The 25,040-nt window shown below is 65.9% G+C and carries 18 protein-coding genes and 1 tRNA gene; 6 read left to right on the top strand and 13 right to left on the bottom strand.

Annotated elements, in window-relative coordinates; genetic code table 11:
- The first annotated feature begins 200 nt into the window (after window positions 1-200).
- Both KBZ14_RS00895 and KBZ14_RS00890 read left to right on the top strand, forming a co-directional pair.
- A complete protein-coding gene (locus tag KBZ14_RS00895; RefSeq protein ID WP_255116389.1) occupies window positions 201-2,237 on the top strand; it encodes an Rne/Rng family ribonuclease in 2,037 nt (678 codons plus the stop codon).
- Window positions 2,238-2,239: 2 nt separating this feature from the next.
- Entirely contained in the window at window positions 2,240-2,812 is a 573-nt protein-coding gene (locus KBZ14_RS00890) for a ribonuclease HII (protein ID WP_255116388.1), read from the top strand.
- Here KBZ14_RS00890 and KBZ14_RS00885 read toward each other — a convergent pair.
- Window positions 2,809-3,327: a DUF1997 domain-containing protein gene (locus tag KBZ14_RS00885; RefSeq protein WP_255116387.1), complete on the bottom strand. Its 519-nt coding sequence runs from the start codon at window positions 3,325-3,327 to the stop codon at window positions 2,809-2,811. The genes KBZ14_RS00890 and KBZ14_RS00885 overlap by 4 nt on opposite strands.
- Before the next feature lie 53 nt (window positions 3,328-3,380).
- Between KBZ14_RS00885 and pheA the strand changes: the two genes are divergently transcribed.
- Window positions 3,381-4,220: a prephenate dehydratase gene (pheA, locus tag KBZ14_RS00880; protein ID WP_255116386.1), complete on the top strand. Its 840-nt coding sequence runs from the start codon at window positions 3,381-3,383 to the stop codon at window positions 4,218-4,220.
- A 2-nt stretch (window positions 4,221-4,222) separates the two neighbouring features.
- On the opposite strand, the gene KBZ14_RS00875 is transcribed toward pheA, so the two are convergent.
- From KBZ14_RS00875 to KBZ14_RS00835, 9 genes are all read right to left on the bottom strand, one after another.
- Complete coding sequence (locus KBZ14_RS00875) at window positions 4,223-5,233, bottom strand: methyltransferase domain-containing protein (protein WP_255116385.1); 1,011 nt, start codon at window positions 5,231-5,233, stop codon at window positions 4,223-4,225.
- A gap of 6 nt (window positions 5,234-5,239) precedes the next feature.
- Entirely contained in the window at window positions 5,240-5,914 is a 675-nt protein-coding gene (locus KBZ14_RS00870; RefSeq protein WP_255116384.1) for an LON peptidase substrate-binding domain-containing protein, read from the bottom strand.
- A gap of 189 nt (window positions 5,915-6,103) precedes the next feature.
- The gene (gene rpsJ / locus KBZ14_RS00865) at window positions 6,104-6,424 is read right to left on the bottom strand and encodes a 30S ribosomal protein S10 (RefSeq protein WP_185466691.1); all 321 of its coding nucleotides are present in this window, start codon (window positions 6,422-6,424) and stop codon (window positions 6,104-6,106) included.
- A gap of 228 nt (window positions 6,425-6,652) precedes the next feature.
- Window positions 6,653-7,852: an elongation factor Tu gene (gene tuf, locus KBZ14_RS00860; protein ID WP_255116383.1), complete on the bottom strand. Its 1,200-nt coding sequence runs from the start codon at window positions 7,850-7,852 to the stop codon at window positions 6,653-6,655.
- 39 nt (window positions 7,853-7,891) lie between these two features.
- Complete coding sequence (gene fusA / locus KBZ14_RS00855) at window positions 7,892-9,967, bottom strand: elongation factor G (RefSeq protein ID WP_255116588.1); 2,076 nt, start codon at window positions 9,965-9,967, stop codon at window positions 7,892-7,894.
- Window positions 9,968-10,076: 109 nt separating this feature from the next.
- Window positions 10,077-10,547 (bottom strand): 30S ribosomal protein S7, encoded by a 471-nt coding sequence (rpsG, locus tag KBZ14_RS00850; protein ID WP_255116382.1) that lies wholly within the window; start codon window positions 10,545-10,547, stop codon window positions 10,077-10,079.
- Window positions 10,548-10,587: 40 nt separating this feature from the next.
- Complete coding sequence (gene rpsL / locus KBZ14_RS00845; RefSeq protein ID WP_255116381.1) at window positions 10,588-10,962, bottom strand: 30S ribosomal protein S12; 375 nt, start codon at window positions 10,960-10,962, stop codon at window positions 10,588-10,590.
- Window positions 10,963-11,029: 67 nt separating this feature from the next.
- Complete coding sequence (locus KBZ14_RS00840) at window positions 11,030-11,386, bottom strand: AIR synthase (protein ID WP_255116380.1); 357 nt, start codon at window positions 11,384-11,386, stop codon at window positions 11,030-11,032.
- A 70-nt stretch (window positions 11,387-11,456) separates the two neighbouring features.
- Complete coding sequence (locus KBZ14_RS00835; RefSeq protein ID WP_255116379.1) at window positions 11,457-13,292, bottom strand: phosphodiester glycosidase family protein; 1,836 nt, start codon at window positions 13,290-13,292, stop codon at window positions 11,457-11,459.
- Window positions 13,293-13,483: 191 nt separating this feature from the next.
- Between KBZ14_RS00835 and gltB the strand changes: the two genes are divergently transcribed.
- Window positions 13,484-18,082: a glutamate synthase large subunit gene (gene gltB / locus KBZ14_RS00830; RefSeq protein WP_255116378.1), complete on the top strand. Its 4,599-nt coding sequence runs from the start codon at window positions 13,484-13,486 to the stop codon at window positions 18,080-18,082.
- Here gltB and lipA read toward each other — a convergent pair.
- Window positions 18,079-18,948 (bottom strand): lipoyl synthase, encoded by an 870-nt coding sequence (gene lipA / locus KBZ14_RS00825; protein WP_255116587.1) that lies wholly within the window; start codon window positions 18,946-18,948, stop codon window positions 18,079-18,081. The two genes, gltB and lipA, sit on opposite strands and share 4 nt — an antisense overlap.
- Before the next feature lie 83 nt (window positions 18,949-19,031).
- Between lipA and KBZ14_RS00820 the strand changes: the two genes are divergently transcribed.
- Window positions 19,032-19,105, top strand: a tRNA-Pro gene (locus tag KBZ14_RS00820).
- Between the two features lie 45 nt (window positions 19,106-19,150).
- Here KBZ14_RS00820 and cobJ read toward each other — a convergent pair.
- A complete protein-coding gene (gene cobJ, locus KBZ14_RS00815; RefSeq protein WP_255116377.1) occupies window positions 19,151-20,947 on the bottom strand; it encodes a precorrin-3B C(17)-methyltransferase in 1,797 nt (598 codons plus the stop codon).
- The gene (locus tag KBZ14_RS00810; RefSeq protein ID WP_255116376.1) at window positions 20,944-22,281 is read right to left on the bottom strand and encodes a hypothetical protein; all 1,338 of its coding nucleotides are present in this window, start codon (window positions 22,279-22,281) and stop codon (window positions 20,944-20,946) included. The genes cobJ and KBZ14_RS00810 overlap by 4 nt, the downstream gene beginning before the upstream one ends.
- Window positions 22,282-22,726: 445 nt before the next feature.
- On the opposite strand from KBZ14_RS00810, the gene psaA reads away from it, so the two are divergent.
- Window positions 22,727-25,030, top strand: a complete 2,304-nt coding sequence (psaA, locus tag KBZ14_RS00805; RefSeq protein WP_255116375.1) for a photosystem I core protein PsaA — start codon at window positions 22,727-22,729, stop codon at window positions 25,028-25,030.
- Window positions 25,031-25,040 lie beyond the last annotated feature (10 nt).

Raw genomic sequence — 25,040 nt, 5'->3', positions numbered from 1 at the left:
AACAGTCACCGCTCCGGTCCGCCCTTGGCGTCCCCTCTGCGGATGTCGTCCTGAATTTTTCCAAACCACAGCTCCTTCCAGAACCCAAGGCCATCGGCGATGGCTGCGGATGTTTCGCTTCCCCGTGTTGTGGTTGCGGCTGGTGCCGTTTTCCTAATCCCCCTTCGGCTCGCTTCCGGCGAGCCATCTCCTGACTTTCCATGCCTCAGCAGATCGTCATCGCCGAGCAGCTGCGTATTGCCGCAGTTCTCACCGACGACCGTGTGGATGAATTGGTGGTGGCCCAAGGCCGCTATCAAATCGGTGACGTCTATCTCGGCACCGTTGAGAATGTCCTCCCCGGCATCGATGCTGCCTTCGTCAACATTGGCGAGGGTGAGAAAAACGGCTTCATCCATGTCACCGATCTCGGCCCGCTGCGGCTGAGAAAGGGCGCTGCCGGCATCACCGAGCTACTGGAACCCAAGCAGAAGGTGCTGGTTCAGGTGATGAAGGAGCCCACGGGCACTAAGGGGCCGCGGCTCACCGGCAACCTCACCCTGCCGGGCCGTTTCTTGGTGCTCCAGCCCCATGGCCAGGGGGTGAACATCTCCCGCCGCATCAATGGTGAGAGCGAGCGCAATCGGCTGCGGGCCCTAGGCGTGTTGATCAAGCCCCCAGGGGCTGGTCTGTTGATCCGCACCGAGGCGGAGAGCGTCAGCGAAGAGCTGCTGATCGACGACCTTGAAGCCCTGCTGCGCCAGTGGGAGGCCATCCAGACCGCGGCAGAGGCCGCCAGCCCTCCGGTGCTACTCAACCGCGACGAGGACTTCATCCATCGGATCCTGCGCGATCACTACAGCCCTGATCTGGTGCGGGTGGTGGTGGACACGGCCGATGCCGTAGGCCGCGTCAATGCCTTCCTCGGGGTCGATCAGGCCAACCTGCAGGTGGAGGCGCATCAGGAACCCACTGAGATCCTTGAGCACTTCAAGGTGAACGCCGCCATCCGTGATGCCCTCAAGCCCCGGGTGGAGCTGCCTTCCGGTGGCTACGTGATCATCGAGCCCACCGAGGCGCTCACGGTGATTGACGTGAACTCGGGCTCCTTTACCCGCTCCGCCAATGCGCGGGAGACGGTGCTCTGGACCAACTGTGAAGCGGCTATCGAGATTGCCCGCCAGCTCAAGCTGCGCAACATCGGTGGTGTGGTGATCATCGACTTCATCGATATGGAGTCGCGCCGCGATCAGTTGCAACTGCTCGAGCACTTCACTGAAGCCGTGCGCCACGATTCGGCGCGCCCCCAGATTGCTCAGCTCACGGAACTGGGCCTTGTGGAGCTCACCCGCAAGCGCCAGGGGCAGAACATCTACGAACTGTTCGGGCGTGCCTGCCCCAGCTGCGGTGGCCTGGGTCACGTGGCGGTGCTGCCTGGTAAGGACACCCTCCAGCCTCTGGCCAACCTGGGCGGCTTGGTGCGCTCTGCCGCTTCCGCCCGGGCTGAGGTGCTCAGTCCCTCCGTCTCTGAAGCAGCCGGTGGTCGTCGTCGCCGCGGTGGTCGGGGTGGTCGGGGTGCCGGCGAGGCCCCGGATCTGCCCAGCTTTGATGTTGCGGCCGCTGCCCCAGGGGTCTCGGTGGATGCCGCCATGGCCCCAGCTGGTGAGGTTCCCAGTCGGCGGCCTGAGCCGGAACTCGTGGCTGTCCCCATGGATGCCGACCAAGAGCTCGTGTACGGCTGGCTTGGCCTCAACCCAGCCCTGTTGCTGGAGCCGGTTCCCAGTGCCGACAACCTGATGGTACGGGTGGTGCGTCCCGGTGAAGATGCCGAGGCCATCCTGGAAGAGGCGCGCCAGCAACTGGCTGCGACAGGTCCGCGTCGTCGTCGCCGTGGCCGCGGCGGCAGTGGTGATGCGGTGCTCGCCAGTCCCACCCGTCCCGGTGCTGCTGAAGCCCCTATGGCGGTGCAGCCGCCGCTGCCCGTCACGGTGGAGATCACGCCGCTGCCCGTCGACGACTTTGCGCCGATCCCCGTCCTGACCGACACCACCTTCGACGTGATCGCCACACCCAAGCCGGCGGCCGAGCGGGTCCCGGCCCGAGCAACCCGGAGCCGTGCTGCCGCGGCGGTGGCCATCACCGAGGTACCAGCGCCAGCCCCTGCCGCTGTGGCCCTTGCTGCCGCTCCGGAACCCGAACCCGAGGACGACAGCGGCGAACCCCGCCGTCGCCGCCGCCGTTCCTCCGCCACCGACTGACGTTGGCCGTTGCCGGCGTGGATGAGGTGGGCCGGGGCTGTTGGTTCGGCCCCGTGTTCGCCGGGGCGGTGATCCTCCCCGACGCTGCCCGCGAGCCGCTCGCCGCCGCCGGACTCACGGACAGTAAGGCCCTCACCGCCCGCCGGCGTGCCCTGCTGGTGCCTCAGATCACGGCCCAAACCTGCCACTGGGCCCTGGGTCAGGCGTCTGCCGCGGAAATCGATCGCCATGGCATTCGCACGGCCACGGAGTGGGCCATGCTGCGGGCCTTGCAGCGCCTGGCGCTCCCGCCTGAGCTGGTGTTGGTGGATGGGGTGTTACCCCTGCGCTGCTGGCGGGGAGCGCAGCAAACCGTGGTGCGGGGCGACAGCCAGTGCCTGGAGATTGCTGCCGCCAGTGTGCTGGCCAAGCAGGCCCGGGATGCGCTGATCACCCGGCTGGCCCTGACGCATCCCGGCTATGGCCTGGAGCGCCATGCCGGTTATGGCACCGCTGTGCACCGCCAAGCCCTGCTGCAGCTCGGACCTACTTCGCTGCATCGCCGTTCCTTCCTTCGCAAGGTGCTCCCCGCCTAGCTGGCCGTGAGCTGGCACCACTGCTCAAAATCGCCCAGAAGCTGCTGACCCACACGGGTCTTGATGCCTAGCAGGATTCCGGCCAGCAGCGATCGCCCCGTGCCCTCCAGCACCTTGGCTGGGATCAGCTTCAGCAGACTGGGCTGGCTCACATGCACCGCCAGGGCGGCCTCGCCCACCAGGCCCTCCTGCCGTGCTTCCAGCCAGGAGTGCAGGGTGAGGCGAAAGTCGTCCACCAGGCCCAGGCCCTCCAGTTCGCAGTCCACTGCTTCCAGCTCGATGCGGCTGGGGCTGCGCCGGGCCACCAGATCCACCACCGGCTGGATCTGCAGCTGGAACACCTGCAGTTTGGTCACCGTGTAGCGATAGCTCCCGGCTGAGAGCGGGTGGAGTTGTTGCGGATCGAGCAGAGCGCCGATGACCCGCTCTTCGTCGTCGAGGTAGGCCGCAAGCCGCTCGCCATCCCGTTGAACCGGCAAGTGCAACGCTTGGCTGGCGCTGAAGGCCAGGGGCATCTGGGAGCGGCCGGGGCGGCATGATCCTATCCAGCACGGCTTTCCCAGTTCCCATGCGCATTGCCTTTCTTGGCCCCGCGGGTACCTATGGGGAGCAGGCTGCGATGCGCCTGGCGGCCCTGGAGCAGATCGCCACCCCGCAACTGCTGCCCCAGGCGGGCATCCGCGCCGTGGTGAAGGCCCTGGCGGAAGGGCGCTGTGATGGTGCGGTGGTGCCGGTGGAGAACTCGGTGGAGGGCGGTGTGACCGCCTGCCTCGATGCCCTCTGGGAGCACCCCGAGCTGCGGGTGGAGCGGGCTCTGGTGCTGCCCATTCGCCATGCGCTGCTGGGCAGTGGCCCGTTGGAGGGCGTGAGCGAAGTGCTCTCCCATCCCCAGGCCCTGGCCCAGTGCAGCCAGTGGCTGGCCGACCGCCTGCCCACCGCCCTGCAACTGCCTACCAGCTCCACCGCTGAAGCGGCCCGCATGGTGGCGGGTAGTCGTTTCCGCGCCGCCGTTGCCTCCCTGCAGGCCGCCCAGGAGCATGGCCTGGAGGTGCTGGCCTATCCCATCAATGATGTGGCGGGCAATTGCACCCGCTTCCTGTTGTTGGGACGCGGGGAGCGCAGCCTCGAGGGCCCCTTGGCCAGCCTGGCGTTCTCCCTGCATGCCAACCAACCAGGTGCCCTGCTGGAGGCCCTGGCCTGCTTTGCCCATCGGGGCCTGAACATGAGCCGCATCGAATCGCGGCCCTCCAAACGCGAGATGGGGGAATACATCTTCTTCGTGGATCTCGAGCTCTCCGAGGGGCCGGAGCCGTTGCAGCAGGCCATTGCCGAGCTCCAGCCCCTGTGTGAGCACTTGGCCGTGTTCGGGGCCTATCCGATCACCCAGATCGCAGACGTGGAGGCCTGACCTCAGGCCGGTTTGCGTCCGCGAAACACGCCGAACTGCATCATCCCGGTGGCGAAACCCCAGTGCATCAGCAGCAGGGTGGGGGTTTCGCGCAGACCCATCAGGACGGCCTGCGGTCCTAGCCCCAGCACGGCACGAGGCCGGCGAAGGCCTTCGAGGATGGAGTCGATCCAGGAGGGCAGCGTTTCGCGGCTCCAGTCCGCGGTGTCCACCAGCCAAGGGTTGGCTGAGGTGCCCTCAGGCTGGGAGTTGGTGGTGCGGCCGTAGGGGCTTTGCTCCAGGTTGCGGCGGAAGCCTGGGATGCTGGCGAATTCGGGATGGGCCCATTGCACCAGCAACTGGTGCATCACCCAGCGCTCCAGGCGATTCAGGGGTTTCACAGCGGCGTCGCGGCGGTTCCAATCGGCCACCGCCAGCCGTCCGCCGGGCTTGAGCACCCGCAGCAATTCATCGGCGTAGCGCTGCTTATCGGGCATATGGGGGCCGGCCTCCACACTCCACACCGCATCGAAGCCGGCGTCCGGCAGATCGAGAGCGAGGGCATCCATCACGGCAAAGCGGCAGTTCAGATCCGCTGGGGTGAGTTCGGTGGCCCGTCGGATCTGGCCAGGGCTGATGCTGATGCCCAACACCTGCAAGCCGTAATCGCGGGCGAGAATGCGGGCGCTGCCACCGATGCCGCAGCCCACATCGAGCACCGTGCTGCCTGGAGGCAGGTCCGCGAGGCCGCTCCAGCGGGCCAGCTCGTGGACGAAGTCCACCTTGGCGCGGCGGAAGTCCACCGACTGCGGCGGGCTGCCGTAGTGCCCCAGGTGGACATGATCTCCCCAGAGACGCTCCAGCAGCTGGTCATCGGTCCAGCGGTCGTAGGCATCGGCCACGCTGGCGGTGCTTTCGAACTGGCGATCACGCCAGCCCCACACCGCAAGGCCAAGCAGCAGCAGGGCGCCCAGGATCGCGGCCACTCCCAACAGGCCCCCGGCGAGGGTGGGCAATACGGCCAACCGTGTCATGGTGTCTCAGCTCTCCTCGTTGCCCGCGGATTCGTCGAGATCTCGAAAGGTGTCCTGCAGCACGGTTCGGGCGGCCAGTTGCCGGCGGGTTTCATCCAGCAAATCAAATTCCTGGCGCAGCCGTTCACCGGTATCGGTGATCTCCAGCAGCGCCTGTTGCTGATCGGCCACCGGACCCCCCAGGTGGGCACCGATCCAGAACGACAGCTCCCGGGGCAGGTCTGGCACGTCACTGGGCAGGGCGGTGGGCTTGCCCATCAATTTGCCCGTGAGCTCCACCACGTCCTTGAGGGCTTTGGTCACCTCTGTGGAGAGATCGCTGAGGGTGTCGTGGCTGTCGTTGTGCTCGTCTTCAATCCAGCTCACCAGTCCCACCCGGAAGGGGGCCTCGCGCACCACCTCCAGCACGCGAAAGCGCTGCTGGCCCATGGTCACGATGTTGCTGCGGTCGTTTTCCTGGGTTTGGCACTGGAGAATCTCAGCGCAACAGCCCACCTCTGCCATCTTTCCCTCCTGGGGATCCCAACGCACAACACCGAAGCGCCGATCGGCGTCCAGCACCGTGCGCAGCATCATCCGGTAGCGCGGCTCAAAGATGTGAAGAGGCAGCACCTCCTGGGGGAACAACACCACATCCGGCAGCGGGAAGAGTGGGAGTTCCCTCACGGCCAGATTCGTCACGTCGTCGTCCTTCCGGCAGCGGTTGAGGGACCGGCACCGCCGTAGGGCAGAACCGTCTTTTGGCTCGAATCCTAGGCAGCAACACTCCGCCTGCGAGGGCTAGGTGGGCGCCGATGGGCCCGTCAAAAAGCCCGCCTCTTGGCGGGCTTGGTAGGCACCACTACGTGGTGCGGCAGTTGAACGTGGAACTCAGAGCTTCACTTCGATGTCCACACCGCTCGGCAGGTCGAGCTTCATCAGAGCATCGATGGTTTTTGCCGAGGGGCTGTAGATATCGATGATCCGGCGGTGGGTGCGGGTCTCGAAGTGCTCACGGGAGTCCTTGTCCACGTGGGGCGAGCGCAGCACGCAGTAGATCTTGCGCTTGGTGGGAAGGGGGATCGGGCCGATCGCAGTTGCAGCGGTGTGATCGGCAGTTTCGATGATTTTTTCGCAGGACAGATCCAGCATGCGGCGATCAAACGCCTTGAGGCGGATGCGGATCTTCTGCTGAGCGATGGCGGCGGACATGTCGGTTCAGACGGCGATGAGCCAGGTGCGGCGGAGAGCCAGGGTGGAACAACCCGTTGGCTGGGAGCGTTAGAGGTGAACACCTCTAACTGTCGTGCTCAGAAGTAGCAAACGGGAGGATCCCGAATGGCCACTCAGAAGCGGCTGGATTGTCGAGGTGCAGGAAGGGGTGAAGGCCGAAACCTCCACCCCCCGACCTTAGATCAGGGCGAGAGCCGGATCAGAGGATCACTCGAGGATCTTGGACACCACGCCGGCGCCGATCGTACGACCGCCTTCGCGGATGGCAAAGCGCATGCCCTGTTCGATGGCCACCGGGCAGATCAGCTCGCCGGTCATCTTGATGTTGTCTCCGGGCATCACCATCTCCACGTTCGTGCCGTCTTCAGCGGTGAAGGCGGTGATCTGACCGGTCACATCGGTGGTGCGAATGTAGAACTGCGGGCGATAGCCTGCGAAGAAGGGAGTGTGGCGGCCGCCTTCCTCCTTCTTGAGCACGTAGACCTGCCCTTCGAACTTGGTGTGGGGCTTGATGGAGTTGGGCTTCACCAGCACCATGCCGCGCTCGATGTCTTCCTTCTGCACACCGCGGAGCAGCAGACCCACGTTGTCGCCGGCCATGCCTTGATCAAGCAGCTTGCGGAACATCTCCACGCCGGTGACTGTGGTGTCGCGGGTGTCCTTGATGCCCACGATCTGGACGGTTTCGCCCACCTTCACCACTCCACGTTCGATGCGCCCTGTGGCCACGGTGCCACGACCGGTGATGGAGAACACGTCTTCAACAGCCATCAGGAAGGGCTTGTCGATTTCGCGCTCGGGCTCGGGGATCGACTCGTCAACGGCATTCATCAGCTCGTCGATCTTGGCTTCCCACGCGGAGTCGCCTTCCAGGGCCTTGAGGCCAGACACCTGGACCACCGGGATGTCATCACCAGGGAACTGGTAGCTGGTCAGCAGTTCACGCACTTCCAGTTCGACCAGTTCGAGGATTTCCTCGTCGTCCACCATGTCGCACTTGTTGAGGGCGACAACCAGGGCGGGCACGCCCACCTGCTTGGCCAGGAGGATGTGCTCCTTGGTTTGGGCCATTGGGCCGTCGGTGGCGGCCACCACCAGGATGGCGCCGTCCATCTGGGCGGCACCGGTGATCATGTTCTTCACGTAGTCCGCGTGACCGGGGCAGTCCACGTGGGCGTAGTGACGCTTGTCGGTTTCGTATTCGACGTGGGCGGTGTTGATGGTGATACCGCGCTCGCGCTCTTCAGGAGCGCCATCGATTTGGTCGTAGGCCTGAGCCTTCGCCATACCCTTCTTGGCCAGCACGTTGGTGATGGCGGCGGTGAGGGTGGTTTTGCCGTGGTCAACGTGGCCGATGGTGCCGATGTTGACGTGGGGCTTATTCCTTTCGAACTTCTCGCGGGCCATGATGAAAAAGAATCGGGGGGTAAACGGGTATGAGAAAGATCAGGAATTACCCTGATTCTTAGAAATGATGGCTTCCGCCACATTGCGAGGAACTTCCTCGTAATGGCTGAATTCCATCGAGAAGATACCCCGACCCTGGGTCATGGATCGGAGCTGGGTGGCGTAGCCGAACATCTCGGCCAGGGGCACCTTGGACTGGACCTTGGACTGCCCGCTGTCCACGGACTGACCCTCGACCTGTCCACGGCGGGAGGAGAGATCGCCGATGACGGACCCAAGGTAATCCTCGGGAACTTCAACCTCGACTTTCATCATCGGCTCAAGCAGCACAGGATTGCACTTCTTGACGCCGTCCTTGAAAGCCATGGAGCCAGCGATCTTGAACGCCATTTCAGACGAGTCCACATCATGGTAAGACCCGTCCACCATGGTGACCCGCACGTCGATCATGGGGAAGCCTGCAATCACGCCGGAATTGCAGGTCTCCTTCATGCCGGCTTCTGCCGGTCCGACGTACTCCTTCGGCACGACGCCGCCAACAATCTTGTTGACGAATTCGAAGCCTGAACCCGGTTCGCCGGGTTCCATTTCGATCACCACGTGGCCGTACTGGCCTTTACCACCGGTTTGGCGGGCGAATTTGCCCTCACCCTTGGCGCTGCCGCGAATGGTTTCGCGATAGGACACCTGAGGGGCGCCGATGTTGGCCTCCACCTTGAACTCGCGCAGCATGCGGTCCACGAGGATTTCCAAGTGGAGTTCGCCCATGCCGGCGATCACGGTCTGGCTGGTTTCCGGATCCGTACGAACCCGGAAGGTGGGATCTTCTTCGGAAAGGGATTGAAGCGCCTTGGAGAGTTTCTCCATGTCGCCCTTGGTCTTGGGCTCCACTGCCACCGAGATCACGGGCTCGGGGATGTAGAGGGATTCCAGGATGATCGGATCGGAATCCACACACAGGGTGTCGCCGGTGGTGGTGTCCTTCAGGCCCAAGACGGCGCCCAAGTCACCGGCGCGCAGTTCGTCCACTTCCTCGCGGTCGTCGGCCTTCAGCACGATCAGGCGGGAGATGCGCTCCTTCTTGTCCTTGGTGGAGTTCATCACATAGCTGCCCTTCTGGAGCACACCTGAATAGATGCGCACGAAGGTGAGCTTGCCGAAGGGATCGGCCATCACCTTGAAGGCAAGGGCACTGAACGGGGCACTGTCTTCGGCGGGACGGGCCGCTTCTGTGCCATCGGGCAGCAGACCCTGGATCGGGGGCACATCCACCGGGGCGGGCAAGTAGTCCACCACCGCGTCGAGCAGGAGCTGAACGCCCTTGTTCTTGAAGGCGGAGCCGCAGATCATGGGCACCAGGCCGTGCTTGAGCACACCTTCACGGATGCCCTTGCGCAGCTGCTCTTCACTGAGCTCACCGGTTTCCAGGAACACTTCCACCAGGTCCTCGTCGGTCTCGGCGACGCTTTCCATCAGTGCCGCGCGCCACTTGGCCGCTTCCTCCACCATGTTGGCGGGGATATCGGTTTCCTCGATGTCCTTGCCGAGTTCATCCTTGTAGATGAACGCCCGGTTCTTCACCAGGTCCACGATGCCGCTTAACTCGCCTTCGGCACCGATGGGCAGCTGGATCGGGGCAGCGTTGGCCTTGAGACGATCCTTGATCTGTTCGTAGACCTTGAGGAAGTCGGCGCCGGTGCGGTCCATCTTGTTGACGAACACCATGCGCGGCACCTTGTAGCGATCCGCTTGGCGCCACACGGTTTCCGACTGGGGCTGAACGCCGCCCACGGCACAGAACACGGCGATCACGCCGTCGAGCACCCGCATGGAACGCTCCACCTCAATGGTGAAGTCCACGTGACCAGGGGTGTCAATGATGTTGATGCGGTGGTCTTTCCAACTGGTGGAAATTGCCGCAGCCGTGATGGTGATGCCCCGCTCGCGCTCCTGGGCCATCCAGTCGGTCACGGCGGCGCCATCGTGCACCTCACCGATCTTGTGAACCACACCCGAGTAGAACAGGATCCGCTCGGTGGTGGTGGTTTTGCCGGCATCAATGTGCGCAGCGATACCGATATTTCTGACGCGTTCTAGGGGGTAGGCGCGAGCCACGGGATAGGTCTCCGGAGGATGTGATCGACAAAAATTGGGCGTCACTCTACAAGTCGGCTGCAACCGACCCTTGCAGGGGCTGGACCGCCCGCGGCCCAGCTCACTGGTCTCAGTAGCGGTAGTGGGCGAAGGCCTTGTTGGCTTCGGCCATCTTGTGGGTTTCTTCCCGTTTGCGGACGGCACTGCCGGCTTCGTTGGCCGCATCCATCAGTTCGCCGGCCAGTTTCTGGGCCATGCTGCGGCCGTTGCGGGCCCGGGAGAAATTCACCAGCCAACGCAGGGCCATGGCCGTGCCACGTTCCTGGCGCACTTCCATGGGCACCTGGTAGGTGGCGCCGCCAACCCGGCGAGCCCGCACTTCCACCAGGGGGGTGGCGTTCTTGACGGCGGTCTCGAACAGCTCCAGGGGGTCGGAACCGGTGCGCTCGTTGATCAGCGAGAAGGCATCGGAGAGAATCCGCTGGGCGGTGGACTTCTTGCCGTGCTTCATCAGTCGGGCCACGATCATCGTGGCCAAACGGCTGTTGAACTGGGGATCGGGAAGAACCGGGCGCTTCTCAGCTGCGTTGCGGCGGGACATAGACCTGGAGGGTGGAAGTCAGGAAAACGGGAGGGAAGGATCAATCCTTCGGAGTTTTGGCGCCGTACTTGGAACGAGACTGACGGCGATCCTTGACGCCGGCGGTGTCGAGCGTGCCGCGAATGATGTGGTAGCGAACACCCGGCAGATCTTTCACACGGCCGCCGCGGATCATCACCACGGAGTGCTCCTGCAGGTTGTGGCCGATGCCCGGGATGTAGGCAGTGACTTCAAAGCCCGAGGTGAGGCGCACACGGGCCACCTTGCGCAGGGCCGAGTTCGGCTTCTTGGGTGTGGAGGTGTACACACGGGTGCACACACCACGGCGCTCAGGGCAGCCGCGCAGGGCGGGGGACTTGGTTTTGCGGGTGAGGCGCTGCCGCTCGGTACGGATCAGCTGCTGAATCGTGGGCATCTAGGGCCGGAGAGATCGAGGGGCCGGAGCGAGGTCGGGAGCCCGACCGTTTCGACAATCCGCCACATTACTTTGTCGCCTGCCCACCCTCGTTGGCGGGGCCGAACGAGGCGCCGCAGGCGCAGATCCTCACGCTGTGGTCTGCCCTGACCAGGAATCCACCGCCGCTGAGATCGCCGCGATAGTCCAGCTGGAGGCCCGCGAGGCGCGTGCTCTGGTCGCCGGGGGCAAACAGGGTGATGCCATCGGCCCTGGCCACGGCCACCCCGGCCAGGTGGCCGGGACGGATGCGGATCACCCAGCGCTCGCAGCTGCCGTCCACTAGGTCGAGGTGCATCATCCCCGGGGTGCCGGCCACGGCGGCCTGACGACCCAGCTCGGCGGCAGCGGCTGCGGTGAGGCGCAGGCTGTGGCCCTTGGGCATGACGGCGGAACGCGGTGCTGAACGTTCAGTCTGTCAGGCCAGTCCGTTGAGCAGGATCGCTGCCGAGGCCTCACTGCGGCCCCGCTGTGAGTGGGCCCGTCGGTCGCTGGAGGGTCCAGCTGCTGTCGCGCGGGATCAGGCCAAGGCCGTTGTGAACAGCAGCCACCACGCCACGCCCCTTCACGGTGTGGGTGTCGCCCACCACCAGCCCTGTGGAACTGCCTCCATCCAGGTTCAGCGCGTCACGCAGGCCCAGTTGCTTCAGCAACTGGGCGCTTTGCAGCAGGGTGGGCCCTGCATCGCTCACCCCCTGGAGCGTCACCAGCCAGAGCTGATGGCCATCACTGCCCACCACGGTGCGCGGCGCCCCCTGGGAGAGAAATCCGCTGCTGAAGCCCTCCGCCGCTCCATTCAGCACTACCTGAGAGTCCTGCAGGAGCAAGGGGCCGCCCCCCATCGCATAGGGCAATTCGCCCAGGGCGTTGCTGGGCCGACTGTTCAAGCTCACCCGTTCACCCGGCATCCAGGGCAGATTCAGGCCGCCCCGTGCCACCAGCAGCAGGTCTCCCTGGGCCAGGGGGACACCCCCATCGAGTTGCCCCAGCTCGAAGCGTTGGCTCACGCTGCCATTGCGCACCAAGACGCCCATCTCCGTTCCGCTGATGGCCTGGTAGCTGCGGCCCCAGTCGGCGGTGTAGCGGCTGAGGCCGCGCTGCACGTAACCACTGTTCACGGCCAGCACGGGCCAGCGTTGGCCGCTGCTGTCCACGATGGTGTCCTCGAGGCTGAGGCGCCCGAAGCTCGGCAGGCTGGCCTGGCTCCACCCCATGGCGCCCCGGTTGAGGATCGGGCCCGACAGCCAGCGGCCGTTGTCCCGCAGGGCACCGAGGGGAAGGCGGTTCACCCGGTTGAAATAGCCTCCGTTCACCGCGATCAGGGCCTGTTCTGAGCGGGCCAGCTGCGTGAGGCTGCTCAGCCCCTGCATGCCATCGGGCCGGTTGAGGGGGCGCAGGTCGAGAGGTGTGGCTCGCGGGTCAAAGCGCACGCTGCTCATCAGTACCTGCTGGTTGCCCAGGCGGACGATGCGCCGATCCATCTGCAGGCCCTGGCCCAGCAGGGCCTGTAGGCGCGGATCCGGGGGGGGCGGAGCCGTTGCCGTGGCGGTGCTCGGGCTGGTGGCGGTCCCTGCTGGCAGATCCAGCACCAGTCGCCAGGGGGCTGCCAGGGTGAGCAGTCGCGGTGCACCACCTGCCGCGGCTCGGAGTTGCAGGCCGTTGCGGGTCTGGGTGGCGGTGAGGCCCAGGCCCTGCAGTTGCTGCAGTTGTTCGGCCGTGGCTTGAACACCCACCAGCAGACTGGTTGCATCGGAGCGAACCAGGGCCGGTGTGCTGAGATCGAGCACCACGCGCCGGCTTGGCCCCTGCTCGCGCCAGCGCACCTGATGCAGCGGCGCGGGGGGAAGCTCCAGATTCAGCCTGTTGCCCTGCACCTTCAGCTGAACCCCCGCGGACTCCAGCAAGGTGGAGGCCGGCACCGCCACTTCGTCGTCGAGGCTGCGCTGGGCACCACTAGGCACCCGCTGGCGTTGGCCAAACCATTCGAGTTCCAGCGTGTTGTCGCTGCTGCTGCGGCTGCTCACCCCCAGCTGCCCCTGCAACACCTCGAGGGGGATCCATAGCTCGACCCTGCCGGTGCCAGGGTCGGTTTGCACCTGCCAGCGCGCCTGCTGACGGAGGCTGTTGATCTGGATCTCCGTGCCTTGGGCCTGGGGCAGTCGCGCTCGCTGGGCGTCAGGCGAACGCGGTTGCAGCAGGGGGGGTGGGGCCGTGAGCGGTACGCCGGCCAGCAGTGCGGCCAGGGATGCGGCAACAGGCATCACTGGCAGCAGTGTCAGCAGGCCCGCCATGGCACACCGGCTTCACAGGTTGAGGAACGGTAGCGGCCACGCTCAGGGACTCCCACGCTTGGGCCTTTGTTCTGCGAACCTCTGTCCCTAGGATCGGAGGCTCGCAGCGCGGCCGGTGGATGCGGGGTGTTCCCTCGCCGCCAGTCCTGCCGCCTTCATTGCTGCCATACATACAAGGTTGTAGCCGGGTTATGCCGCTGTCCTCTCGCCCCGTTTGGCCCCATTGCGACAGCCCCGCACCGGCGGCGGTGGCAGGCGAGAAGGACGCCTGCGGCGTGGGTTTCCTGGCCAGCTTGAAGGGTGAGGCCAGCCACTGGGTGCTGCAACAGGCCCTGCGCGGCCTCGACTGCATGGAGCACCGCGGTGGCTGCGGTGGTGATGGTGATTCCGGCGACGGTGCCGGGGTGCTCTGTGGGATCCCCTGGGGCTATCTGGAAGCCGTGTGGCCCGAGGCAGCTGCCGCGAACGGCAGCGCCCGCGGACTGGGCATGGTGTTCCTGCCGGCCGACGCCGCCAAGCGTGAGCAGGCCAAGGCCTTTTGCGCCGAAGAGGCCGCCAATCTGGGGCTGCGCAGCCTGGGTTGGCGGGCGGTGCCGCTGAACCCTGCGGTGCTGGGCCCCCTCGCCCTGGGTACGGCTCCCGCCATTGAGCAGTGGCTGCTTGCCGCTGATGAAACCGGCGATGCCCTGGAGGCGGTGCTGTTCCGTCTGCGCCGCCGCTGCGGCGACCGGGCCCGCGCGGCCTGGGGCCCCGGCCCTGGCGACCTCTACTTCGCCTCCCTGAGCAGCCGCACGGTTGTGTACAAGGGCATGGTGCGCTCGGAGGTGCTGGCTGCCTTCTATGGCGATCTGCGCGACGAGCGCTTCGCCGTGAGCTTTGCGGTGTACCACCGCCGTTTCAGCACCAACACCTTGCCCCGTTGGCCCCTCGCCCAGCCGATGCGGTTGCTGGGTCACAACGGCGAGATCAACACCCTGCTGGGCAACCTCAACTGGGCGCGGGCTTCGGAGGCCAGCCTCGATGCGGTGTGGGGTGAGGCAGCCGGCGATCTCAAGCCGGTGGTGAATGCGGCCTTCAGTGATTCGGCCAACCTCGACGCCACCCTGGAGCTGCTGGTGCGCAGCGGCCGGCCCATTACCGAGAGCCTGCTCACCCTGGTGCCCGAGGCCTTCCGCGACCAGCCTGAGCTGGCGGGTAAGCCGGAGATCCAGGCCTTCTACGAGTATTCCGCCTGCACCCAGGAGCCCTGGGATGGCCCGGCCCTGTTGGTGTTCGCCGATGGCCGTAGCGTCGGCGCCACCCTGGATCGCAATGGCCTGCGCCCGGCCCGCTACTGCATCACGAGTGACGGCTTCGTGGTGATGGGCTCGGAAACCGGCGTGGTGGAGCTTGAGGAGAGCCGCATCATCGAGAAGGGCCGCCTGGGCCCCGGCCAGATGCTGGCGGTGGACTTGGAGCAGGGCCGCCTGCTGCGCAACTGGGATGTGAAGCAGGAGGTGGCCGCCCGCCACCCCTACGGGGCCTGGCTGGCGGATCACCGCCGCAGCTTGACCCACCAGCCCTGGACGCAGGAGCGCCAGCTTGGCGATCTCGAGCTGCTGCTGCAGCAAACGGCCTTTGGCTTCACCGCCGAAGACTTTGACCTGGTGATCGAGGACATGGCCGGTGCGGCCAAGGAGCCCACCTACTGCATGGGCGATGACATCCCCCTGGCGGTGCTCTCGGATAAGCCGCACCTGCTCTACGACTACTTCAAGCAGCGCTTCGCCCAGGTCACCAACCCGCCGATCGATCCGCTGCGGGAAAAGCTGGTGATGAGCCTGGAGATGCACCTCGGCAAGCGGGGCTCTCCGCTGAAGCCCGAGGCTGCTTCCGCGGCGGTGCTGCACCTGGCCAGCCCGATCCTCAATGAGGCGGAGCTGGCGGCGGTAGCCCAGCAGGGCCTGCCCACAGCCACCCTCTCCACGTTGATGGCGATCACCGATGGGCCTGGAGGCCTGGCGGCTGCCGTGGAGCGCCTCAAGGCGGAGGCCGAGGCGGCCGTGCGCGGCGGCACTCAGATCCTGGTGCTCAGTGATCGCGGCGGCCCCAGCGGCGGGATCACGGCCACCACCACCACCATCCCGCCGTTGTTGGCGGTGGGGGCGGTGCACCACCACCTGCTCAACCTTGGGCTGCGGCTGCAGGCCTCCCTGGTGGTGGACACGGCCCAGTGCTGGAGCACCCATCACCTGGCCTGCCTAATCGGCTACGGGGCCAGTGCGGTGTGCCCCTGGCTCACCTGGGAAACCACTCGCCACTGGCTGGCGCACCCCCGCGTACAGAAACTGATCGAAACCGGCAAGTTGCCGGCCCTCACGCCCGATCAGGCCCAGGCCAATGTGCGCAAGGCCCTGGAAGATGGCCTGCGCAAGATCCTCTCCAAGATCGGCATCTCGCTGCTGGCCAGCTATCACGGTGCCCAGATCTTTGAGGCCATCGGCCTCGGTGCCGATCTGATCGAGCTGGCGTTCAAGGGCACCACCAGCCGGGTGGCGGGCCTGAGCCTCGCCGAATTGGCCAGCGAAACCCTGAGCTTCCACGCCAAGGCCTTCCCCGAGCTCAACCGCACCAAGCTCGAGTTCATGGGCTTTGTGCAATACCGCACCGGCGGCGAGTACCACCTCAACAGCCCGGAGATGGCCAAGGCCCTGCACGCGGCCGTTAAGGCGGGCCCTGGCTATGACCACTTCTCTACCTACAAGAGCTTGCTGGAGAACCGGCCGGTCACGGCCCTGCGCGACCTGCTGGAGCTCAAGCCCGCGCCGGCGCCCCTGGCGATCGAGCAGGTGGAGAGCGTGGAGAGCATCTGCGCCCGCTTCTGCACAGGTGGTATGAGCCTGGGGGCCCTCTCGCGCGAGGCCCACGAAGTGCTGGCCATCGCCATGAACCGCATCGGCGGCAAGAGCAACAGCGGCGAAGGCGGTGAGGATCCTGCCCGCTTCCACACCCTTAACAACGTGGATGCGGAAGGGCGCTCAGCCACCCTGCCCACGCTCAAGGGCCTGCGCAACGGCGACACCGCCTGCTCGGCGATCAAGCAGATCGCCTCGGGTCGTTTCGGCGTGACCCCCGAATACCTGCGCAGCGGCCAGCAGTTGGAGATCAAGGTGGCCCAGGGGGCCAAGCCCGGCGAGGGCGGCCAGTTGCCTGGGCCGAAGGTGGATCCCTACATCGCTTGGCTGCGCAACAGCAAACCCGGCGTGGCTCTGATCTCGCCGCCACCCCACCACGACATCTACTCAATCGAAGACCTGGCCCAGCTGATCCACGACCTCCACCAGGTGCATCCCGCCGCCAAGGTGAGCGTGAAGCTGGTGGCTGAGATCGGCATCGGCACGATCGCTGCCGGTGTGGCGAAGGCCAATGCCGATGTGATCCAGATCTCCGGCCACGACGGCGGCACCGGTGCCTCACCGCTGAGCTCGATCAAGCACGCTGGCGGCCCCTGGGAGCTTGGTCTCACCGAGGTGCATCGTTCTCTACTGGAGAACGGCCTGCGCTACCGGGTGCTGCTGCGCGCCGATGGCGGCCTCAAGACCGGGTGGGACGTGATCATCGCGGCCCTGCTGGGCGCCGAGGAATACGGCTTCGGCTCGGTGGCGATGATTGCTGAGGGCTGCATCATGGCCCGCGTTTGCCACACCAACAACTGCCCGGTTGGGGTGGCTACCCAGAAGGAGAATCTGCGCAAGCGCTTCCCTGGCGTGCCCGAGCACGTGGTGAATTTCTTCCTGTTCGTGGCCGAGGAAGTGCGTCAGCTGCTCAGCGTGCTGGGCGTGGCGCGCCTCGAAGACCTGATCGGCCGCACGGAGCTGCTGCAGCCCCGTGCCGTGAAGCTCGCCAAAACCCAGGCCCTCGATCTGTCCTGCCTGATCGATCCGATTGCGGCAGCGGCCGATCGCCGCTGGCTGCAGCACGACGCCCAGGCCCACAGCAATGGCCCGATCCTGGAAGATCAGCTGCTGGCCGACGCCGAGGTGATGGCCGCCATCGAGGGCCACGGCCGTGTGGCCCGCACTCTGGCGATCGTGAATACCGATCGCAGTGTGGGCGCCCGCCTCGCCGGGGAAATCGCCGCCCGCCACGGCAACACCGGCTTCCAGGGCCAGCTCGACCTCACCTATGAGGGGGCCGCCGGCCAGAGCTTTGGGGCCTTCGTGCTCCAGGGCCTGAACGTGCGTCTGGTGGGCGAAGCCAACGACTACGTGGGCAAGGGCCTCAACGGTGGCTGCCTCACGGTGGTGCCGCCGGCGGGTGTCCAGGATCCCGGCAGCCAGGTGATCCTGGGCAACACCTGCCTCTACGGTGCCACCGGCGGTGAGTTGTTCGCCCTGGGCCGCGCCGGTGAGCGCTTCGCCGTGCGCAACAGCGGTGCCAAAACCGTGGTGGAAGGCGCCGGCGATCACTGCTGCGAATACATGACCGGCGGCGTGGTGGTGGTGCTGGGCTCCACTGGCCGCAATGTGGCGGCCGGCATGACTGGCGGCGTGGCCTTCATCCTGGATGAGAGCGGTGGTCTGCGGGAGCGGGTGAACCCTGAGATTGTGGCCATCGCCGACCTCACCACCCCTGAGCAGGACGCCCTGCTCAAGCCCCTGCTGGAGGCCCACCTGCAGGCCACCGGTAGCGCCAAGGCGGCGACGATCCTTGCCGACTGGCCCACCTGGAAGGCCCAGTTCAAGCTGTTGGTACCCCCCAGCGAGAAGGCCACCGTGGGCCTGGCGGAACGGGAGGCCGTGGCGGCTTAGCGGGGATACTCCCGCATCAGCCGCTGCACCTCGCCGGCGTGGTAGCTGCTGCGGGTGAGTGGTGTGCTCACCACCTGAAGGAAGCCAAGTTCCTCCTCGCCATGCTGCCGGAAGCCCGCGAACTGTTCGGGCGTCACGAAGCGATCCACCGGCAGGTGTTTGGGACCGGGGGAGAGGTACTGGCCGATGGTCACGATGTCCACCTGGTGGCGCCGTAGATCGGCCATCACTTCTTTCACCTCAGCGTCGCTTTCGCCCAGGCCAGTCATCAGGCCGGATTTGGTGTAAGTACGCGGCCAGCCCTCGCGCACCCGCTGCAGCAGCTCCAGCGACCGCTCGTAGACCCCCTGGGGCCGGGCCTTCTTGTAGAGCCGCGGCACCGTTTCGATGTTGTGGTTGAGCACCTCCGGCGCGCCCTCCATCACGGCGGCCAGGGCGTCCCAGTTGCCGCAAAAATCGGGGATCAGCAGTTCGATCGTGGTGAGGGGTGAGCGCTGGCGCACCTGCGCGATGCAGGCCACAAACTGGCTGGCGCCGCCATCGGCCAAGTCGTCGCGGTTCACCGAGGTGATCACCACGTGGCTCAGACCCAGGCGGGCGACGGCCTCTCCCAGCCGTTCAGGTTCCGTGGGGTCGAGCTCCCGCACGCTCTTGTCGAAGTCGATGTCGCAGTAGGGACAGGCGCGGGTGCAGCCCGGCCCCATGATCAGAAAGGTGGCGGTGCCGCCGGCAAAGCACTCGCCGATGTTGGGGCAGCTCGCCTCCTGGCAGACGGTGTTGAGCTTGAGATCCTGCAGCAGGTCGGCCACCTCGCCGATTCGCTCCCGCTGGGGGGCCTTCACGCGCAGCCAGTCGGGTTTGAGCAAGACGATCGGGGTGCCCGGAGGCAGCAAGCAGAGGCCTGACTCTAGAAAGCGGGGGGTATCGCCATCCCCTACACTCCGGCCATCGGGATGTAGCGCAGCTTGGTAGCGCACTTCGTTCGGGACGAAGGGGCCGCAGGTTCGAATCCTGTCATCCCGACTTGATCACAGAGGCCTGGTTCCCCAGGCCTTTATCTCGGGTCGCTCAGCCGAGCTCGGCGCCGGGATAGCCCCGCGGGGTCACCATGCGTCCGCCCTGCACACGGCTGGTGCTGTTGCCGATCAGCACCAAGGTGAGCATGTCCACCTGATCGAGCGGCAGGTCGCCCAGGGTGTGGAGGCTCACCGCCTCTTCAGGCCGGCCCAGCTGGCGGGCGAGTACCGCCGGCGTGCCTGGCGGACGCGCCTCCAGCAGCAGCTCCCGGGCCCGGCCCAGTTGCCAGTCGCGACCCATGGAGCGGGGGTTGTACAGCGCCACCACGAAATCCCCCGCTGCCGCCGCCTGCAGGCGCTTCTCGATCACGGCCCAGGGGGTGAGGCGATCGCTGAGGCTCACGGTGCAGAAATCGTGCATCAGCGGAGCACCGGCCCGGGCGGCGGCCAGCTGCAGGGCCGAGATGCCTGGATGCACCGTGAAGGCAGGGCGATCACCGGGGTCCAGGGCCATCCACTGCTCCAGGGCCAGGCCAGCCATGCCATAGATGCCGCTGTCGCCTGAGGAGATCAGCGCCACGGTGAGCCCCTGGCAGGCCAGCTCGAGGGCCTCGCGGCAGCGCTCCCGTTCCTGGGTGAGCTGACCGTCGCTGCGCAGTTGATCGGGGCGTCGCAGGGGTTCCAGCAGATCCAGGTAGAGGCCGTAGCCCACCCACACGCAGCTCTCGGCTAGGGCGCGGCGTGCATCCGAGGTGAGCAGATCCAGGCTGCCGGGACCACTGCCGATTAGATGCAGCTGGCCCCTGGCTGGAGCCCATTGGCTGGCCGCCTGGCCGATGGCCAGGGTGGCGGCCCCCTGTTCGCCAGGTTGTGCCCGCTCGATCCGCTTCTCCGCCCGCAGCTGGGCGGCAGGGCCTGCCGCTAGTAGGGCGGCAGCCTCAGCCACGCTGGCGGTGCCCAATTCGGCAGCCACCGCTGCGGATGGGTTGGGCACGGTCACCGCCGCCAGCTGCTCGGCGGGGAAGCAGCGCAGCGGCCAGCCCCGCCGCTGGGCAAGGTCCAGCAGGGCTGGCTCATCGGCCTTGCGATCGGCCGTGGCCACCCCGGCCACGGCCTCTGGCGCCAGGTTCAGTTCGGCCAAGGTGGCGTCGACGCAGCGGTCCAGCAGGCTGAGGCTGGTGCCGCGCTCGCAGCCCATGCCCAGCCACAAGCTGGGGGGATGCCAGTTGCAGGCGGCCGTGGGGGCGTTGCCGATCACCAGGTCGGGTGCCGAGCTGGACGACGCTGTGGAGGGAGCTCCGTCCAGTTGCTGCCAGCGGTTGTTGCCCCCCGTCTGCGCCACCTGGATCGGGGCTTGTCGCTGGGCTTGCTTCATCAGCACATCCCAGGGGCCGCTGCCTCGCCGCCAGCCCCAGGCCTCGCCGAAGCTGTCCAGGGCCAGGCGCCCCTCGCTCCTGCAGGCGCCGGTGAGCACCGCGGCGCCTCCCAGCAGCGCCGCGATCTGCTCGCTCAGGGCTTCGCCGCCGGCGGCGTGACCACCCAGCAGCGGGATGGCAAAGCGTCCTTGGGGATCAAGCACCACGACCGCTGGATCCGCAGATTTATGGCCCAGTAACGGTGCGATCAGCCTGGTGATGGCACCGCATGCCCCCACGGCCACAAAGGCGCTGCTCTGCTGCCACTCGGCGCTGAGCAGCTCGGCCACGCCGCGGCTGCTCCAGGCAGGATCAGTTTCGGAGCCGTTCGGCGGCAGGGCGATCCGGTCGATCAGGCCGGCGTTCAGTAGGCGGCGCAGCAGGGGAAGGGCGTTGTTGCTCAGGGCAAAACCCCAGCGAAGGCGTTCGGTCATCCCTGCAGCTTCTCGCGCAGCCCGGCCAGAGGACCCGACGGCTTGGGTTTCAGCAGGGAGCCATCGGTATTCACCTGATCCCGGGCCGAACCCTTGAGGGTGCTGCTGGGGGCAATGCGATCGGGCGGGGCTGTCGGCACAGTCACCACGGGGGCGGACGCCTGTGGTGGTGGCTCTGGAGCTGGCGTCTCGGCTTCAGGCTGGTGCGCAGCCGTGGAGCTGCTGCTGGTGTTCTCCGACCTATCGTCGGGGCCCGGCCCGGCGGCATCGGTTTCAGGGCTGGTGTCGCTGGTGTCTGTTGTGAGGCTCTCGGGGAGCGATACCGGCGGTTCGGGTTCGGGTTGCAGCGCGGGTGGGATTTCCGGTTCGGGTTGGGTTTCCGGCTCCGGCTCCGGCTCCGGCTCGCTCGCCGCTACCGGTGCTGGCAGTGCTGCCGCTGGGGCAACGCCGCTCAGGCGGTCCAGCTCCTCGTTGCTCAGGCCTGGCTTTTGCCATGCGGCCCGCTGGCTGTTCTGGATCACTACCTCTTCAACCAGGCTGTTGAAGGGCGGGTTCAAGGGTTCGCCACGGCCATCCAGCAACTCCAGCTGCACGGCATTGCTGCCGTTGCGGAAGCCCTTCAGCCACAGGGGCGTCTGCCGGTCGACCAGAAAGCTGTCCCCGTTCACGCTCACCCGCAGCCGCCAGCGGCCGTCGTCGTCGCGGAGGCGCTGCAGTGGGGCATCAAACAGCAGCCAATCCACCAGCACAGGCTCCGCCCCGGCGTGGCCGTTGGGGCTGCTGGCAATGAGCTGGGGGCTGCCCGTGGCGGGCAGTTCGGGCGGATTGGCCGCCACCCGGTGCACCCGGATCTGGGTGCTGGCCCCGGGCGATTTCACCGCTTCACCCCAGGGCCTGGCCGCGTAGACGGTGACGCGATGACTGCCTGGGCTGAGCTCGGGGAGCGGCACGTTGGCAGCGGCGGCTTCACTACTCAGGCGCAGGGGGGTCTCCCCATCGATCTGCACCACCAGATGGGGGCCCAGGCCCAGCTCGCCGGCGTCCGCCAGGGGCCAATCGCTCACCCGCAGCTTGAGGGCCCACGGCCCAGCGGGCAGCACGGTGCCATCGGCTGGTGCCAGCACGTTGACCCGTGGTTGCCGTTCCCTCAGCCGTTCGCTGAGTTGTTGCACGGCGCCAGGGGGGGGCACCTCCTGGAGGTTGCCGTTGGGCGCGGTGACCGCCAGCGGGACGGGCGCTGCTGGTGGAGCGCTGGTTCGGCTGCAGCCGCCGCCTAGCACTGTCAGTGCCATCAGTACCAAGGCGATCAGACCCCGCAGCGGCGCTGCCAGCATCCCGATGTCTCCTCTTCTATATGGGAGCGTTTCTGAGCACATTCTGCAGTGTGGTGGCCAGGCTGCAGAAAAGAGCAATAGAAACGATTCAAAAATATGCCGCTTGAGAGTAAATGAGTGCTCTCAAAAACCGTTTTCAGGATGATTGCTTCTCCGCTCGAGAGCTCAGGCCCTGACTGGAGGGGCCCCGGATTGAACCTTTGTAACTGCCGGCCCAAGGGGGCCCGAATTCACTTTTATACTTCCGCCAGCGGTCCCCTTTTTGGGGCCCGAGCTCCAGTCGGGGCAAGCGGTCTCGGCCTCGGCTGTGGCCCTGTTCTGATTGGCGCCCATGGGTGCGTTCGGCCTCGGCTGAGCTCGCTCTTGCGGCTCCACCGGCCTGGGTTTCTGCTCAGTCCGGAGGGGTGGACCTCCACCTCGACCCCGTCCCTCGAGGAACGTCTCGATGACCATCAGCCCACCAGAGCGTGGGAAAACGGCGAAAGCCCAGGTCGACCGGGTGAACAACCCGGCCACCTTCGAACTGTTCGGCAAGCCCGGCCATTTCGATCGCAGCCTCGCCAAAGGTCCCAAAACCACCACCTGGGTTTGGAACCTCCACGCCAACGCTCACGACTTCGACAGCCACACCAGTGATCTCGAAGAGGTCAGCCGAAAGATCTTTTCGGCCCACTTCGGTCATCTGGCCGTCATCTTCATTTGGCTGAGCGGTGCCTTCTTCCACGGCGCTCGCTTCTCCAATTACTCCGGCTGGCTGGCCGACCCCACGCACGTGAAACCCAGTGCGCAGGTGGTTTGGCCTGTTTTCGGCCAAGAAATCCTGAATGGCGACATGGGTGCCGGTTTCCACGGCATTCAGATCACCTCCGGTCTCTTCCATGTGTGGAGGGCCTGGGGCATCACCAACGAAACGCAGCTGATGGCCCTGGCCATCGGTGCTCTGGTGATGGCCGGCCTGATGCTCAATGCGGGCGTCTTCCACTACCACAAGGCAGCTCCCAAGCTCGAGTGGTTCCAGAACGTTGAGTCGATGCTCAACCACCATCTGGCCGGTCTGCTTGGTCTGGGCTCCCTCTCCTGGGCGGGTCACCTGATCCATGTGTCTCTGCCCACCACCGCGCTGATGGATGCCATCGACGCCGGCAAGCCGCTGGTGCTCAATGGCAAGACCATCGCCACCTATGCGGACATCCCTCTGCCCCACGAGTTCCTGAATCAGGACCTCATCGCCCAGCTGTTCCCTGGTTTCGGTGCCGGCATCAATGCCTTCTTCACCGGTAACTGGGCGGCTTACAGCGATTTCCTCACCTTCAAGGGTGGCCTTAATCCTGTAACCGGCAGCCTGTGGATGAGCGACATCGCTCACCACCACCTGGCGATCGCGGTGCTCTTCATCGTGGCCGGTCACATGTACCGGACTAACTGGGGCATCGGCCACAGCATCAAGGAGATCCTCGAGGGCCAGAAGGGCGACCCCCTGCTGTTCCCGGCCTCCAAGGGTCATGACGGCCTCTACGAGTTCATGACCACCAGCTGGCACGCCCAGTTGGCTGTGAACCTGGCCCTGCTGGGCTCGCTGAGCATCATCGTGGCTCAGCACATGTATGCGATGCCTCCGTATCCCTACATCGGCATCGACTACCCCACCCAGCTGTCGATCTTCACCCACCACACCTGGATCGGTGGTTTCCTGATCGTTGGTGCTGGCGCCCACGCCGCCATCGCGATGATTCGCGACTACGACCCCGCCAAGCACGTGGACAACGTGCTCGACCGGGTGCTCAAGGCCCGCGATGCCCTGATCAGCCACCTCAACTGGGTGTGCATCTGGCTCGGCTTCCACAGCTTTGGCCTGTACATCCACAACGACACCATGCGTGCCCTGGGCCGTCCCCAGGACATGTTCAGCGACTCCGCCATTGCCCTGAAGCCCGTCTTCGCGCAGTGGATCCAGGGTCTGCATGCCGCTGCTGCCGGCAGCACCGCTCCCAACGCTCTGGCGAGTGTGAGCGAAGTGTTCAACGGTTCTGTTGTGGCCGTTGGCGGCAAGGTGGCCGCCGGTCCGATCCCCCTGGGAACGGCCGACTTCATGGTCCACCACATTCACGCCTTCACGATCCACGTCACCGTGCTGATCCTGCTGAAGGGTGTGCTGTATGCGCGTAGCTCCCGCCTCGTTCCCGACAAGGCGAACCTGGGCTTCCGCTTCCCCTGCGACGGCCCCGGCCGTGGCGGTACTTGCCAGGTTTCGGCTTGGGACCATGTGTTCCTGGGCCTGTTCTGGATGTACAACTCCCTGTCCATCGTCATCTTCCACTTCTCCTGGAAGATGCAGAGCGACGTGTGGGGCACCGTCAACGCTGACGGTTCCGTGTCCCACATCACCAACGGCAACTTTGCCCAGAGCGCCATCACGATCAACGGCTGGCTGCGCGATTTCCTGTGGGCTCAGGCCGCACAGGTGATCAACAGCTATGGCTCTGCCACCAGTGCCTACGGTCTGATGTTCCTGGGTGCCCACTTCGTTTGGGCGTTCAGCCTGATGTTCCTGTTCAGCGGCCGCGGCTACTGGCAAGAACTGATTGAGTCCATCGTCTGGGCTCACAACAAGCTGAAGGTTGCTCCCGCCATTCAGCCGCGGGCGCTCTCCATCACCCAGGGTCGTGCCGTTGGTGTTGCCCACTATCTGCTGGGCGGTATCGCGACCACCTGGTCCTTCTTCCTGGCCCGCATCATTGCGGTCGGCTGACCTTTCCTGA

Origin of the sequence: Synechococcus sp. HJ21-Hayes (assembly GCF_024345835.1) — a bacterium.
Classification (GTDB): domain Bacteria; phylum Cyanobacteriota; class Cyanobacteriia; order PCC-6307; family Cyanobiaceae; genus Vulcanococcus.
Note: the sequence above shows the minus strand (reverse complement) of the source record. Positions and strands in the feature narration are given on the sequence as shown.